Raw genomic sequence first — 15,676 nt, forward strand, 5'->3', positions numbered from 1 at the left:
TTACCCTGCCCATTTCTCAAACTGATTCTTATTCGTTTTGGAAGGGACGAACCAAGCGGCCTTGCCATTTTCGTCTCTTCCCAGACGAGCGCCTTCTACAGGGGGCTTCACGCTTGCGCTATTACTGACTTTAGTCGTGTTTTCAGTAACGGGGAAAAATCCCATGGCAATCATGTCATCCATGGATTCCTTGAAGGCCTGTACAATGCGTTGAATGTCCTCGTCGCTGTGCGCTGTGGTGATAAACATAGGCCTGGCATCCCAAACGTGGATGCCGCGTTCCCGCAACATAATGTAGATCAGCTCCTCAAACGGTATGTCCTGGGGGATCTTGATCTTGCACATCGAGCCGCAGTTTTCGACTTTCAGAGGCGCGCCCACAAGCTGTGCGTGTTGGTTGATTTCCGCAACCATCGCATTGGCACGGTCGTTCAGGTTGGCTTGCAGGTCAGGCTCATCGACAAGTCGCTGTAACACGGCGACGGCGGCGGAGAGCACCAGTGGATGGCGAACGAAGGTGCCTGCAAAATAGGTCACCCCGACTTCCGGTGCCGAGTCATCGCCGAACTGCCATTGGCCACCATCCAGCGCGTCCATAAAGCGTGCCTTGCCCGAAATGGCGCCAATGGGGAGCCCCCCACCTACGATTTTTCCATAGGTACAGATATCCGCATCAATGCCGTAATAGCCCTGCGCACCGCGTGGGTGGATCCGGAACCCGGTGATTACTTCGTCGAAAATCAGTGCAATCTGGTGCTCTGAGCACAGCGCACGCGCTTTTTGCAGAAAGGCCTTGGGCTGCAGGTTAGGATTCCGGCTTTGCACCGGCTCTACCAGAATGGCTGCAATGTCGTCTGCGTGTTCGCGGATGTAGTCCAGTGACGCATCACTGCCATAATCCAGGACAACCATGTTTTCGACAGCGGCGTCGGGTATGCCGGCAGCGGCGGGAACGGCAAAACCGTTGCTGCCACGGGTGACGATCACATCGTCGTGAATGCCGTGATAATCATTTTCGAATAGAACAACTTTTTCTTTCGCCGTTACCGTTCTAGCCAGGCGCATGGCGCCAAGCACTGCCTCGGAGCCGGTGTTGCAGAACGCGACCCGCTCGTTGCCAGTAACCTGACAGAACAGTCGGGAAGCATCGGCCACGAGCGGATGCTGCGGACCGATCTCGTAGCCGGTTTCCAGCTGTCGTGCGATGGCTTCTTTGATGAACGGCGCTGAATTGCCAAAGAAGTTCGAACCAAACCCGCAGGTCACATCGATCAGCTTCCCGCCATCGATATCCCACAGGTAGGGGCCGTCGGAACGCTCTACCACGAGGGGATAGATAACTTCTTTGATGACTGTTCTGAAGCCCGAAACCACCCTTGGATCGGCCAGTTGTTTCCGGTTGTCCTGAGCGAATTTTTTCGAACTCGCGAACCGGTTGTTGTAGCTCGTCGCCAGCTTTTCGAAATTCGCCTTCTGGGTGGGGGTCATGTCGTTACTGCGCTTGACATTGATTCGGGTGCCCGCGCCAAACGGTTTCAAGCCCGTCCGTTCCTGAGGTTTTTGATCCGGGACGGGGACCGCGTGAGGCGCAGAGGCGGTTGGGGTGTGTGCAGACATGGAAGACAGCAACGCCAGCTGCCCCTGCATGATCTGCATCTGCTGCTGCAATAACGCCTGGATATCGCCAGAAGGCGCCTGCGGCATGGCCAGTGCGGCAGTGTTCTGCGGCGGCATCGGGGCTGCTCCGGGGGCGCTTTGAGGAGCTCCGGCTGCTCTCTGTTCCGCCGGCGGTGCAGGGGGAACATCAGTGGTAACGCCTTCTTTCAGCAGGTAGTCGGCCAGTTTATTCAAGTTTCCGCAGTCATTCAGAAGCTGGCGGAATGTGAGGTTCACCTTGAACTTCTTCTTCAGCTTGAGCGTTGATTGGGTCAGCAGCAGCGAATCCAGCCCCAGCTCGAAGAAAGTGGCATCGCCGTCGGCCTTGCTCAGGTCGATCCCGGAAATGTCTGAAAACAGCGTGCGCAATTGTTCCTGAACGGCGTCATTCATGTTTTGTCCAGCCAAACTCGAAGAATCGGGAATAGAAGTAAAGGTCGTAGTGTCGGCCTGCGGGACCCCATGCGAGGCCCGCGTGGCCGCCTGTTCTGCCCATGGTTCAATAACGTATGTTTTGTGTTGGAAGGGGTATGGGGGCAACCTCGGCCGCAGCGCGGGACTGGGCGCTGAGCACGGCCAGTCCAGTTCGATTCCGGCACACCAGGCTTTTCCCAGCCCTTCAGAAAAGGATTCCAGTTCCTTTTCGTTATCACCTGCACCCGAGACAAGGGGCGCGAGCCTAATGTCGGACTTGTCGCAGAGGTTCTGCATGACCATTCCGCATACCGTGCTTTGAGGCCCACACTCAAGAAGGACCAGCTCTTTGAGTTCGTTCAGTGTCTGGCAGCCTTTGCGGAATTGCACCGGTTGACGTATCTGTTGCGCCCAGTACCGAATGTCGGTTGCCTGCGCATCGGTTATCCAGTCGCCTGTGACACAGGATATGAACCGGAAGCGGGGCGGGTGTAGCTCTGCGTCTGCCAGTTGTTCAGCAAAGGAGTCGCTGGCGGCATCCATGGACGGTGAGTGGAAGGCGTGGGACGTATTCAGCGCCCTGAACTTGATGCCCTGCTGATCGAGCACCTCGCCGCAGGCTTCGACGGCTTCTGACGCTCCGGAAAGGGTGACACTGTCCTCGGTATTCTCTGCCGCAATTACCACGCCTGTCGGCAGCAAGCGCTTAATTTCGTTAATCGTGGCGCGAGCAGCCAACATAGAGCCAGAGGGCTGGGCCTGCATTACCGCGCCACGAGTCAGGACGATCCGAAGGGCGGTGGGAAGCTCAAAGACACCTGCCACGGTGGCCGCGACCAGTTCGCCGATGCTGTGCCCAATCCCGGCGTTGGGCTGCACCCCCAGTTCACGGAGTGTTTCTGCCAGTGCATAGCCGATACAGAAAAGGGTAACCTGTGTCTTCTGGGTGTCTTTCAACGGATCGCCTGAATGGAACAAGAGTTCCTTCAGCTCAAACGCGTGTTGTTGCTCAAGAAATTCTGCACACTGGTCGATGGCGGTTCTGAACGCCGGCACGGATTCATAGAGCTGAAGTCCCATGCCTGCCACCTGGCTGCCTTGGCCCGGAAACGCCAGGACGATGGTTGGCGCGTTAAATGCCGGATCGTTGTCGGCCGCATCATCTGCGGTGGTTTGCAAACGTTCAGCGTCTACCGCCTGCGGCAGAACTTCTCTGTAGCGGAACGACCGCCGCAAACGGATAAGGCCCGCGGCGAGATCGGCTCGCGAACCGGGCGTCTGAGAGTCCCTGATCAGGCGCCCGTGGGAGCGGATAAGGTCGGCCAGAGCATCCCCGGAATGGGCGCTGAAACAAAGAGGCACCCAAGTTGGAGTATCGGGCTCATCCCCAACCTGCGGGTCTTTGACACCTCTGAGCAACACGTGGGCATTGGTGCCGCCGATACCAAAGGAACTGATCCCGGCAACCCGATTTTCCCGTTCGACTGCCCACTCACTGGTCGAGCTTGCGACCATGAAAGGCGTCTGGTCTAACGATAGCTCTGGATTGGCGGTCTCGAAGTTAATGGATTGCGGAATAATCCCGCGATCTACCGCCAGAGCCGATTTGATAAGTCCGATGACGCCTGCGGCGGCGGTCAGGTGGCCGAAATTGCTTTTGACGGAACCAAGCTTGCAGAACTGCTTGTTCGGTGTGAATTGGGAAAAGGCAGCGCTCAGCGCCGAGACCTCAATAGGATCGCCAATGGGCGTTGCAGTGCCGTGGGCTTCGATGTAACCAATGTCGCCTGGGGCTTGTCTGGCATCTTTAATGGCGGAGAGGATGACGGATTTCTGGCCTTCCACGCTGGGGCCGGAGAAGCTGCCTTTCTCGGCGCCATCGTTGTTGACGCCGACGCCGCTAATCGCCGCGTAGACATAATCCCGATCTTTTTGGGCTTCGTCGAGTCGCTTCAGAACCACCATGCCGCCACCGTCGCTGAACACGGTGCCGGAACTGCTTTTATCGAATGGTCGAGTGTGTCCGTCCCTGGTGTAAATGCTGCCTTCTTCATGGGTGTGGGGTTGCTGCTGGGGGAATGACAAAGCCGCCCCTCCCGCAATAGCAATATCACAACGTCCGTGACGAACGGCCTCAACCGCCTCGGCAACGGCAACCAGGGACGTAGAGCAGGCGGTATGGATGCTCAGTGCGGGACCGACCAGATTCAGCTTGTGAGCGAGACGCGTGGCGGCGTAGTCCTTTTCGTTGGCGACCATAGCCTGAAGCGCACCATAATCGTCCAGTTTTTCGGGGTTCTTCAGGACGTTGTTGAGATAGTAGGTGTTGTTGCCAACCCCGCAGAATACGCCGATTCTGCCGGCAAACTGTTCGGGGTCTATGCCGGCATTTTCCAGCGCGTGCCAGGCCAACTCCAGCAGGAGCCGCTGCTGCGGATCAACGAACTCGGCTTCGATCGGATTGATACCGAAAAAACGGGCGTCAAATCCTAACGGATCATCAAGCACACCCCGGGCGTTCACCACGTTCGCAGCGTTGTTCTCAGGTTCGAAAAAGGTAACGCTTTCCTTGCCTTCCAGCAGGTTGTGCCAGAACTGCTCGACAGAGTTGGCACCGGGCACACGGGCTGACATCCCGATGATGGCGATATCACGGCCTGCCTGCGCTGACGATGGCGCGCCGTCCTGTTTGATTGCGGTCGCTTCAGATGCACTGTATCTGGCACTGGCGTACTCGAGGAATTGGCCTGCGGTGCGATATTGAAAAAGCGAGTAGACCGGAATCGAAAGCCCCGCTTTAGCCAAAAATGCGGCGGCAATCCGGTTTGCTGCCAGTGAATCCATCCCCTGATCCTGAAGGTTATGATCCCGGTTCAGGCCCGGGTGACTGAGCTCGTCACGGATGATGGCCAGCAAGTTATCCGACAGGGATTCGCCGTTTGCTTGGACGGTGGCACCTTGCTCGTTTAGGGCGAGCGCCTCCAGCATGGATTTACGATCGATTTTTCCCGAGGGCGTCTTTTTCAGTGCCTCAACCCGGTAGAAGCGTGCCGGAATCATGTAATCAGGCATGTCTTTACTGAGGATCTGCCTGATGCTGGCTTCGTCGTACTCGTTTCCGGATGGGGCGGTGACGAAAGCCACCAGCTTCTTTTGGCCGGCGATGTCCTGAACTGCTGCCGCGGCCTCTGAGAGTTTGCCCGTGTCCAGCAGGCGCGCTTCCACCTCGCTGAGTTCGACCCGATATCCATTGATTTTCACCTGGTTATCGATGCGGCCGTGATACGTGTACTCACCCGCTTGATTGACGCTGACCAGGTCACCGGTGCGATAGCCACGTTTGGTTTCTTTCTCAGGCAGTTCGATGAAGCGCTGGGCGGTCTGTTCGGGGCTGTTGATGTAGCCGTGGGCCAGAACCGGCCCGGAAATAAAGAGTTCACCGACTTCACCCGGGGACACAGGCTGCTGCTGTTCATCCATCACCAGTAGCTCTGCCGCCGTTATGGGGGTACCGATGGGCGGCAGGGCTGGCCACGCGTCGGCCGGCCAGTGCAGTTGGTGCTCTGTTACTACGTGGGATTCGCAGGGACCATACTGGTTGCACAGAGTCACGCCTTTGAGTTGGTTGAACGCACAGCGGAGTTCGTTACTGATTACCAGTTGCTCTCCGGCTGTGATGATCTCTTTGAGAGATGCCGGGTAAAGCTCCAGGCGGTTGGCCCACATGACCAGTTGCAAGAGGGCAATGTAGGGCAGGAAAACCCGTTCGATCTCGTGCGCTTCGATGAACTCCAGTAATAACCGGAAATCCTGTTTGATGGTGTCATCAATCAGGTAAAGGGTTCCTCCCTGGCCGAGGGTAGAAAAAATCTCCTGAAACGAGACGTCAAAGCTCAGGGCAGAGAACTGAAGCGTCCGGTAGCGGGTGCCGGGCGGGTATCGTTGATTCTGCCATTGAATCAGGTTGTCCAGAGTACCGTGATTCATCAGGACACCCTTCGGCTGACCGGTAGAGCCGGAGGTGTAGATTACATAGGCATTTGATTCAGCGCTGAGCTTGCTCGTTTGCGGGCAGGGGCTCGGGGCCGAGGCGAACGAAATGTCGCGCAGGTCCAGATGATCGCCCACCGGAGACCGAAAATCGTCATTGTCGGTAATGGTCAGGGCAACCTGAGCATGGCTGGCCATGTAATCCAGTCTCTCCTTGGGATAGACCGGGTCGAGGGGAAGATAAGGACAGCCGTGGCGCAGAATGGCCACGATGGCGGTGATTGCCCATTCACGATTTTGTGCATGGATGGCAATCGGCGAGCCCTGGCTGGCTCCTTTTTGCTCGATGCGAGCCTGAATGATCCGAGCGTTACGATCCAGCTCCGCGTAGCTTACAGGCCTGCCTTGGTGCCAAAGTGCTGGCTCGCTGGCCAGTGCCCCGGCGTTGTGTTCGAACTGTGCCAGAAAACTGGCTGCACCGCGGGAAGACACTTCTGGGCTCATCTCGTCGCCTTCCATAGATAGAGAATACCGATTCCAACCCGGCGAAACTCCATACCGAGACTCCGTGTTCCACCCCTGCAGAACGGCCTGAGTGTTACATCGTGTTAAGTTAGCACATTGCTGTGTAAGCGACCATTTCGCATGGCTGAGAATGGCGTTGCCAGAGGAAAAAATCTGATTTGGAGCAAGTGCTCAGAAGAAACTGGCGGTAAAAAGGCCGTGGGGTCCGAAAACAGCGAGGCAGCGGCAGCGGTAGGGGCTGTTGGATAAGGTGGCGACGAGGGCATTGCCGTCACCGGCCAGATGAATATCGAGCATGTCCAGATAGCGGTCTAGGTGGGGCGACAGCGCTTTGACGACGGACTCCTTGATGGAGAAAGCCACTGCGCCGATGTTCTGGCTCGGAAAAAGCTCCGTTAACAGCCTGAACTCAGCATCATGCATGACGAGCGGACCAACGTCACTGGTAACGGTGGCTGTGTTCTCGACAAGGTCTATGCCGAGACCCTTCAGCGGGGGGGATTGCGCCACGACAGCCAGAGCATAGCTGCGGTCGTGGGTGATTGAACCGACGATGCCGTCAGGCCAGATGGGGTTTCCGGTTGGTCCCCGGAGTATTGGGCCTTCAGCCGCATTAGCCTTGCTCAAGGCTTGTCGCGCCAGCTTCCTGCCGGTGAAAAACTCCATCTGGCGTTTTTCAACCGCCAGCGACACCAGATCTCGCTCTTCTTGGTAAGGCGATTCCACGAAGTTCAGCGGCCCAGAGGCGACGAAAACGTGTGTGCCAGTGAAGTCGGTGAGACGCTTTTCGAGGTTTTCTGTGCTATAGCTGCTCATAGGGGCCATAGTTAGTCTGTGACATGTTCACACCGTATGCACGCTCGGCTCCTGAGACTATTGAGCCGTAACTGCAACAGAATCCAGAGGATGCAGGAACATTGAGCACATTAAGGCGTTGGCTAGGGACAGGCAAGCGTTGGCTGAACCGGCGTGTTGAGTTCAAGATAGGAATAATGCTTCAGCAACCGGTCAGGCACGATGGTCCCGCAGAAGACAAGGGCCGACATCTGGTTTTGACGGACGAGTACCGGCAGCGCTTACCCTTCTCAAAAAATGAATTCGAGAAACGCGGTAAGCAGGGAAACTTTCTGTATGAACTGTTCGTCGACGATGTTCCGGTCTGTTATGGCTGGATGGCTGGGCCCGGGGCAAAGGTGGGTATTCTGCACGAATTGAATATGCGTGTGCCCGATCATTCGCTGTACATCTGGGATTGCGCGACTCCTGAGGAACACCGTGGAAAAGGCTACTTTCAAAGCCTGCTACAGATGATGATGCAGGCGAAAGGCCCGGAAACACGGTTCGCGCTGGTGGCTGTCGATAGCCACAATACTGCCTCGAAAGCGGCCCTGAAAAGGGTGGGATTCCAACCCCTTTTTACCTATTGGAGTTGTCGGGTATTTGGCCGAGTCATTCTGAGCATGGCCTTCAGGGATGGAAAACTCACCTGGGCCCAGCCGCAGTTCGACAGACTTGAATACGGTTTGTGAATCCGGTGCTATCGAGGCTTCACAAGCTTAAACGCCGGGATTTCCCGGGCGATGCTTCTTGCAGCTTTTTGGGGCATGGCCTATACCCTTAAGAAAATTTGGAACTGTGATTTTGGTCACGTTGTGTCTTGTGTTTCCTGCCGTCACAGTAATAGTCAGGACAGTTCGTAGCAAAGGGACGTAAATATGAACTTGTTTGATCTGGCAGGCCCAGAAGATATTGAATCTATTCCTTTTCCCACGACTGAAGATGGGCTGCTTCCGTACATTCGAGGCCGGCAGCCGGTCCTGTTGAATGGTGTTCGTGAAGCGCTGCCCTTTACCCGGGAATGGAGCTACGACTATTTCAGAAAACACCTGAAGACGATCCGGATCCAGCGAAAGTCCGATGACGGTATTTTTCATTATCTCGGCTTTGAGCGTATTCCGATCGGCGATTTCAACGACATCATGGAAACGACTCATGATGGTTATGCGTTGGAACCGCTGAAGGGGCGTGGTGTTTCCGGCGATTTGCCCTCTGAAATCCAGGTCAGCTTGCCGCGCTTTGTGCCTGAAACCGGGTTTCGGGTTTCCAACCTCTACGTCGGTCCTGGAAAGAACACCTCCCTGCTGCATTACGACGAAACGCACAGTTTGCTAATGATGCTTGAGGGGCGCAAACGATTCATTCTGTTTTCGCCCGAGCAAAGCGACTGCATGTACGCCTACAGCCCGTTCAGTCTCCGAGCGATTCGGGAAAATCGTGTTGTCGACAGTCAGGTGAACTGCGTAGAACCAGATCTCAAAAGTTTTCCCAAGTTAGGGCAAGCCCGTGGTTTGGCCGGGTGGCTAGAGGAGGGGCAGGCGCTTTTCATTCCGGCCGGAACCTGGCATTACATCCAGGCGGAAGGACGGAATGTGTCGGTGAATTATTTTTGGATGCAAAACAGCCTTAAGGACTGGTTGCATCAACCCTTGCTGAATTTCTGGATCAAGCGACGGGCGATTGATGTCTTGGATGTGCTGCGCAAAGTGAAGCACAAGGTCTCCGCAGCGTGAGCTAAGTTGGGACAGTCATGCGGTCGGCATCGTTGGCTGGCCTTTTCCAACAGCTCCACTTGGTCGCGGACTTGTTATTCATCCAACCTAAAGGGACATTCATCCGCGTGAAATTAATCGTGGTCAGGTCAGCAACAGAGTTTGAGTGCATCAGGGAGCAGTGGGACAGCTTCGTAGGGAAGGTGAACCCGGTACCTCTGCCTATGACCTTTGCCTGGTTGTGGTCGTGGTGGAAGGCCTTCTCGCTGGAAGGTGGCATGGAGATGGAATTCCGATGTGTGTATCAAGGCCCGGAACTGGTTGGGGTCGCTCCACTGGTTCGCCTTAAACACCGGTATCGGGGTGTTACCGTCACGCTTTTAAAATTGGCGGCGAACGGACACTCCCCGTATTCGTCCGTCATTGTCGATACGGCCTTGAGTCCAGCTGCCCGAAATAGGGCTTTTTCACTGTTGACCCAGGTGGGAGCTGGAGAGATTGGTCTGTTCTTGAAGGTGGAACAGGACAGCGAGCTACAGCATTTTTTATTGGATGATCCCGGGAGAGGTAAAGCCCATAAACGCGTGGGACAAAAACCAAGCCTTCGGACACCGGTGGTTAACATCAACCAGAGCTGGGAAGACTTCTACCGTTCCCGGCCTCGCAGCCTGAAAAAAAGCCTGAATCACAAAATGAATCGGTTTCGAAAATATGGTGGATTTACGATTCATGAAGAAAAGATCAGGTCGACGGATCAGCCGATTGTGGAGGATCTGATAACGGTGTCTGCCCGCAGTTGGAAGTCTACCGTTGGCAATGACCTGAAATCCAACACCAGAAGCAGACAATTTCTGGTCAACCTGATCAAGGTTTTGGGGCCATCAGAAAGTTTGAGTGCCTGGGTCATCCGAGACAAAGAGCGGCCTGTCGCTTTTGAATTACACCTCATATTCGACAACGTGGTGTATCCCATTCGTGCGGACTACGACAGTGAGTACAAAGCTTACTCACCGGGGTCGGTGCTGGAGTGCTCCGCGCTCAAGCATCTCTTTGAGCAAGGCCGTTACCAGCAGTATTACACCTGTGCCGATGACTACTGGTATTTGAGTAACTGGACGACGGAGTACAAGGATTTCTGCTCAATTGAATTGTTCGGCGATAGCCTCAAGCTAAAGGCCCTGTACTTTCTCGAATACCGAATCATCCCGATGTTGAAGCGTGTGTTCAGGCCACACGGATCTGAAAGGCGGCCAAAGGTCCGTGCGGCATAGCTTTCCCCAGGGCCGGGTAGGGTTCCGAGACGGAGACTGGAATTATGCGAGTGGTTGTGGTGGTAAGTAAGGACAAGTCGGACATTTTTTTCGCCAATCAACTCATGAAGGCGTTGCACGTAGTTGGGGTAGTTGTCGAAAACCAGACACCGGAGAAGGACCAGTCTTCGCTCGCGAAAAAAGCCATGAAATACGTAGGTAACCCGCCGGTTTTTTTAAAGAAGGTTGGCGAGGTTCTTGATCGAAAGTTCATTGATCGGCACCAGAGCTACAATAACCCAGAATTCGCATTGAGTTTTGGTGAAGAGGACCGGGAGCTGATCCCACGCGAAGGGGTGGAGGTGCTGTATACCCGCGGCGTTAATGACATAAACGAAGCTGAAAACTGCAGCTGGATCAAGCACAAGCGACCTGACGTGATCGCCGTGTGCGGCGCCTCGATTATGCGGGACGAGTTGCTCGCGATACCAACGTATGGCGTGTTGAATCTGCACGGAGGCCTATCGCAATTTTATCGCGGTTTGTTCCCTACGGACTGGGCGATTCATAACGGCGAGCCCGAGTGTGTCGGGGCCACCGTCCACTTCGTCTCCCCGGGGGTGGACGATGGCGACGTGATTTATCAGGGACGGCCTTCCATTTCAGGCTCAGACAACCCTAACAGCCTCTACGAGAAAGTCGTGAGGCTTGGGGTACGTATGATGATTCAGGCGATTTCTGACCTTGAGCAGGCGTCTTGCCATGCCACGGCTCTGGTTAAAAAGGGCGACTTGTACTTGAACCATATGTTCGATGTGCAGGCCAAACGGCGAACGTGGCAGCAGATCAAGGACGGTGTGCTGGCTGACTACATTGCTCACAAGTCCGAGCGGGACCAGAGAGTAAAGACGGCGTTGATCAACGAGTTTCAGGAGCTGGATTCCCCTAAGCCGCGATCTGATCAATTGAGCACCGTGTGAAGAAAGCGTTCAAAGGCCGTTCGCTGGGGCTCGCAATTCGTTTCGCCTTGGCTTGAACACCGACCTGCCAGCGCCCACAGCGCACCGCGGTTGTCGCCCGACAGCTTCTTCAACGCACCGGCAATCTTAGCCTCCGTTCTGGAGTCGGTGAGATACCCACCCACTGCGTACCAAGACCAGAGTATCACCGTTGAATCATCCTCGCGGTGTTGAAGGATGGTCTCGTTAACCGTCGGAGGACTTTGAGTCGACGCCCCTGCCAAAGGCCGTTTTTCGCTCGATACCAAACGCCAGGTTCTGGAATCGAAAAGTCGGTTTCGGTGAAAGATGAGCTCCTTGTTCTGAAGCTGACGGCGGTAACCGATGATCTGGAGCTGAACCTGCTTCAGGTCATCGGAGACATAGACACCACTCAGATCAATGTCCGGGTTGGTGTATCGGGGCCTCCAAATTGATGCATGGGGCAGAGGTCCCCGCCATCCCCTGGGGGGCTCCACCAGCGACGGATTCCAGCTCTTCGCGAGTTCTTCTGTTTGCGTTTCCAGTGCCTGAGCGAGAATGGCGGGCCAGAGGAGCAGTAACGACGCGATAATCGGGCAGATATTGGTCGCCCACTTTTTGCTCTGCGCCACGCTACGCGGTTGTTCACGGGAGGCCGAGGCAGGTGGCGCCAGGACGCCAGTGATGAAGAACATTGGAATCAGGGTGAAGAGGACGAATATCGCCCAGCCGAACAACTCGTGATCCTCGACCAGTTCTGTTTCCATGTTCGTGTAGTGTCCGGCAACGATAATGCCGAACACCCTGATCCAGTTCGATACCATGGAAAGCAGCGCTGCGATCAAGATGAGAAGGGTTTTGGATGTGAAGCTCTGGTAGTAGATCTGACCATAGAATGCGGCGAGGAACATGGCGACCATCAAGTAACGGACACCACTACAACCATTCTCAACGTGGAACACACCCACATCGAGCACGATGAGAAACTCGTTGATGGTGGCTTCAATATCGAACAGGTTCAGTAATAGATTATTGAAGAATACGGTGATGAATTGCAGCCAAGGGGACAGATCGTCCCAGATGGGCACGGCAAAGATCAGCATCAGCAGTGGGCCACCCGCTATTTTCACGAATGGCAGCCCCCAGATAGACCACCCCCATAAGATGATGACAATCGGTACAAGGAGAAGGCGTATGACTCGGATGTCGGCGGCCTGAGCCAGAACCAGCAGCACGCTGGCGGCGGTAAGCAGAGTCAGCGCCAGGGGCGAGCCGACAATATTCAAACTGGCGAGTTTATCTCTCTGGAGGACAAGCAGATACGCCACGCCCGCAAGCACGAGATACCCATGGTTATAGACAATGGAATCGCGCCAAAGGGCCAGAAAGTCCCGCCACTCTGCCCAAAAACCAACAGCGATAAGGGGGATGGAAAGTATCCACAGAACCTGGCGTGAAATTGAGTGAGTGCTGCTCATATAGTCCTTATGGCCACACGTCACCGCTGGGCCCTATACTCACACCGCGTTTGTCCGTTGCAACTGGCTGAGGTCTATTGTTCTGGTTGGTCAGCCTTGTTCGTCAATTCTTTTCAGAATGCGGTCCGCCTCTGCGTCCATGCCAGCTGTCTGGTAAGCCTCGGCAAGATGCCTGGCAATTTCCTCGGAATCCGGTTCCAATTCATAGGCTTTTTCAAGAATCGGAACGCTGCTTTGAGGATTTCCGGACTTTAAAAGTATCCAGCCGTAGGTGTCTGCAACGGCCGCATTATCCGGCGTAAGTTCGTACGCCTTCTGGGCCATTTCAATGGCCCTGTCATCACCTTCTTTGTGATAAATCCAGGCCAGGTTATTCAGGATGACAGTGTTATGAGGAACATGGTCCAGCAATGTTTCATAGTTGGCTTTGGCGTCCCCTTCCTTACCGACGGACTGCTGCAACATGGCCAGGGTCAGACGAAGTTTCAGGTTGCGTGGGTGATCGTTGAGCTCTGCTTCAAGATAGGAAAGCGCCTCATCCACCTGGCCAGAAAGCTGTAAATTCCGTACGTAGCCGGCCACAAGCGTCTCATCGGGTTGCTTGTCGAGGCCCGTTTTGTATCGCTCAGCAGCCTTACGGTAATCGCCTTGTTGTTCGAAGTAATCGGCTTCGATCACGTAGAATGAAGCTGAGAAAGGGTGTTGCTCCCTGGCCCGTTCGAGAATGGCTTGCGCCTCATCCGGCCTGCCTCTCGAAAATTCAGCTTTGGCGGCCTGAATCGCGACTCCTTCATGGTCTGGGAACAGCACCAGGGCACGGTTCAGAATCGTGCGCGCCTGCTCGTGTTTGGCAGCGCCAGCAAGGTTTTCGACTGCGTTGGTATAGAGGTCTGCGACCAGATCGGTTGCTGGCGCTGGTGTGTCTTCATCCTTTCTTTCGAGCAGCTCGTCCGTTAGGTGTTCGGCTTCTTTAATATTGCTATCAAGCAGGGCGATCTCTAACAGGATGAGTCTGGGACCAATGGCGTCGGGATGTTCTCCGGCAATGGCGCGCATGAATGCTGTTGTTTCTTCCTTGCCAAATGCAGCGATGAACCCCTGCAGTGCAGCCGGATTGTCTGGTGACATCTGCACAGCTTGGCGGAATTCGCGCTTGGCCTGGGTGTGGTCTTGTTGCAGGAGAGAGAGTCTACCCAGAGAAATGAGCGGAGCAACCGACTTCGGGTCTTTTTGCTGAGCTTCGGTGAAGTATTTCTTTGCTTCTTGTGACGCGCCGAGAGCGATGGCGAGATTACCTCGTGCGAGCAGCCCAGCGATACTGTCCGGTTCTTCCGTGATCCACAAATCAGCCGCTGCGATGGCCGATGAGGTGTCCCGCGCCCTCAGATGGCTCTGGATTTCGAGGCTGCGGGCTTTATCCAGATCCGGAGCTTTCGAGCGGACCAGCCCTATTTGGGCAAGGGCTCTGTCGTGGGCACCATGCTCACCCAGGTAACTGGCGTATCTCAGTCTGAGGTCATGATTATCTGGCGTCAGCAATAGTGCTTTTTCCATCAGCGCCTCGCCGATTTCCCAATCACCGTTTTCAAGAGCGGCAATGGCTACCAGTGTCAGGATTTCTGGATCGGTGTCGTTCGATTCGAGCGCAGCAAGCGTGGACTGGGCTCCCTTGGGATTACCCTGCTGGAGCATGGAGGCCGCCAACATCTTGCTGGCCAGGGGCGATCCCCCACGTTGAACGATGGGGGCAAGTAACTTCTGCGCGTCGTCGGCCCGGCCCTGTTCGAAACGCACGAGAGCAAGCATCAACGTGCTCGGTTGGTGGTCTGGTGCTTGCTTCAACGCCTCTTCGAGGTAGCGCTCGGCTTCTCGCAAATTGCCGGCCTCAAACGCTTTGTTGGCAGCGACAAGGTTACTTTTGACCTGGCCAGGTGGCGATTTGGCGAGAATTTCTTCATAAACGTAGGCCTCTGAGAACTTGCTCTGGGCCCGGAGAACCCGAATGAGTGCCGTGATGGTGGTGTACTTTTGAGCCGTCATGACATCGTATTGGCCGATGTCTTCCAGCGCCCGGATGTAGGATTCCTCTGCTGCCTCCCAACGCTCGTCTAGTTGGGCAATTTCCGCTTTCCAGAGCCAGAGTTCGGCGTTGTTTCGATCGATCTCATCTGCCCGGGATACATGAGCGGTGGCTTTTTTCTTGTCACCGGCAAACATGGCGACTTTGGATAAGCCTATCAAAGCCTGAACAGAGCCGGGATCCATCGTTAAAGCCCGATTGTAGATGTCCTCGGCTTGACTCAGATTACCCGATAAAAGATGGGTCCGGGCTTTCAGGAGCGCAGCCTTGAGTTTGGTTGGGTTGTCCGCCGAGGTAATGCCCTTGAGTGCTGCGAGGGTTTCGTCATATTTCTCTTGTTTCAGGAAAGCCTCAGCCAGAATCAGATTTGCCTGGTTGTTTACCGTCGGGCTGACATCTTTGTCTGAAATTTGTTGCAGCAGCTGTTTCGCCTGTCGCTCGGCGTTGATGGCGTCACCGGCGATCAGCAGGTTGTTAATCATAAGGAAGTAGGGGTCAGCCTTGCCTGGCTGCATTTCGATGGCGCTCCTGGCTTCCAGCGTGCTTGCTCTGAGCTCTCCTTGTCGCTGGTAAAATCGTGCCTGATCCATGTGACTCAAATACTGGATCTCTTGCTGGCTCATTTCTTTCTCGCCGCCACAGCCCGCCAGGGAAAAGAGTAGGGCGATAGAGATAAGGGCGGAGCGTAACGCAGCAGCTGGTGTCATAGCCCGATTCCTTTAGCTTTCCTGATCCTTCTTTACAGTCTGAAAGC

At 55.2% G+C, this 15,676-nt stretch carries 8 protein-coding genes; 4 read left to right on the plus strand and 4 right to left on the minus strand.

Annotated features, from left to right (window positions below; translation table 11 throughout):
* Nucleotides 1-6,564, minus strand: coding sequence for a polyketide synthase (locus tag LPB19_RS10785; protein ID WP_206642911.1), 6,564 nt, complete (start codon nucleotides 6,562-6,564; stop codon nucleotides 1-3).
* A 192-nt stretch (nucleotides 6,565-6,756) separates the two neighbouring features.
* Entirely contained in the window at nucleotides 6,757-7,410 is a 654-nt protein-coding gene (locus LPB19_RS10790) for a 4'-phosphopantetheinyl transferase family protein (protein WP_206642912.1), read from the minus strand.
* A gap of 167 nt (nucleotides 7,411-7,577) precedes the next feature.
* Between LPB19_RS10790 and LPB19_RS10795 the strand changes: the two genes are divergently transcribed.
* The 4 genes from LPB19_RS10795 (at nucleotide 7,578) to LPB19_RS10810 (ending at nucleotide 11,364) form a co-directional block, all read left to right on the plus strand.
* A complete protein-coding gene (locus LPB19_RS10795) occupies nucleotides 7,578-8,114 on the plus strand; it encodes a GNAT family N-acetyltransferase (RefSeq protein WP_206642913.1) in 537 nt (178 codons plus the stop codon).
* Between the two features lie 186 nt (nucleotides 8,115-8,300).
* Nucleotides 8,301-9,155, plus strand: coding sequence for a cupin-like domain-containing protein (locus LPB19_RS10800; RefSeq protein ID WP_206642914.1), 855 nt, complete (start codon nucleotides 8,301-8,303; stop codon nucleotides 9,153-9,155).
* Between the two features lie 107 nt (nucleotides 9,156-9,262).
* Nucleotides 9,263-10,405, plus strand: coding sequence for a GNAT family N-acetyltransferase (locus LPB19_RS10805; protein WP_206642915.1), 1,143 nt, complete (start codon nucleotides 9,263-9,265; stop codon nucleotides 10,403-10,405).
* A 44-nt stretch (nucleotides 10,406-10,449) separates the two neighbouring features.
* Nucleotides 10,450-11,364 (plus strand): formyl transferase, encoded by a 915-nt coding sequence (locus tag LPB19_RS10810; RefSeq protein ID WP_206642916.1) that lies wholly within the window; start codon nucleotides 10,450-10,452, stop codon nucleotides 11,362-11,364.
* On the opposite strand, the gene xrtA is transcribed toward LPB19_RS10810, so the two are convergent.
* Nucleotides 11,346-12,842, minus strand: a complete 1,497-nt coding sequence (gene xrtA, locus LPB19_RS10815; protein ID WP_206642917.1) for an exosortase A — start codon at nucleotides 12,840-12,842, stop codon at nucleotides 11,346-11,348. The genes LPB19_RS10810 and xrtA overlap by 19 nt on opposite strands.
* Nucleotides 12,843-12,932: 90 nt before the next feature.
* On the minus strand, nucleotides 12,933-15,629 hold the full coding sequence (locus tag LPB19_RS10820) for a tetratricopeptide repeat protein (RefSeq protein WP_206642918.1): 2,697 nt from the start codon (nucleotides 15,627-15,629) through the stop codon (nucleotides 12,933-12,935).
* Between the last annotated feature and the right edge of the window lie 47 nt (nucleotides 15,630-15,676).

It is taken from the genome of Marinobacter salinisoli (genome assembly GCF_017301335.1).
Classification (GTDB): Bacteria; Pseudomonadota; Gammaproteobacteria; order Pseudomonadales; family Oleiphilaceae; genus Marinobacter; species Marinobacter salinisoli.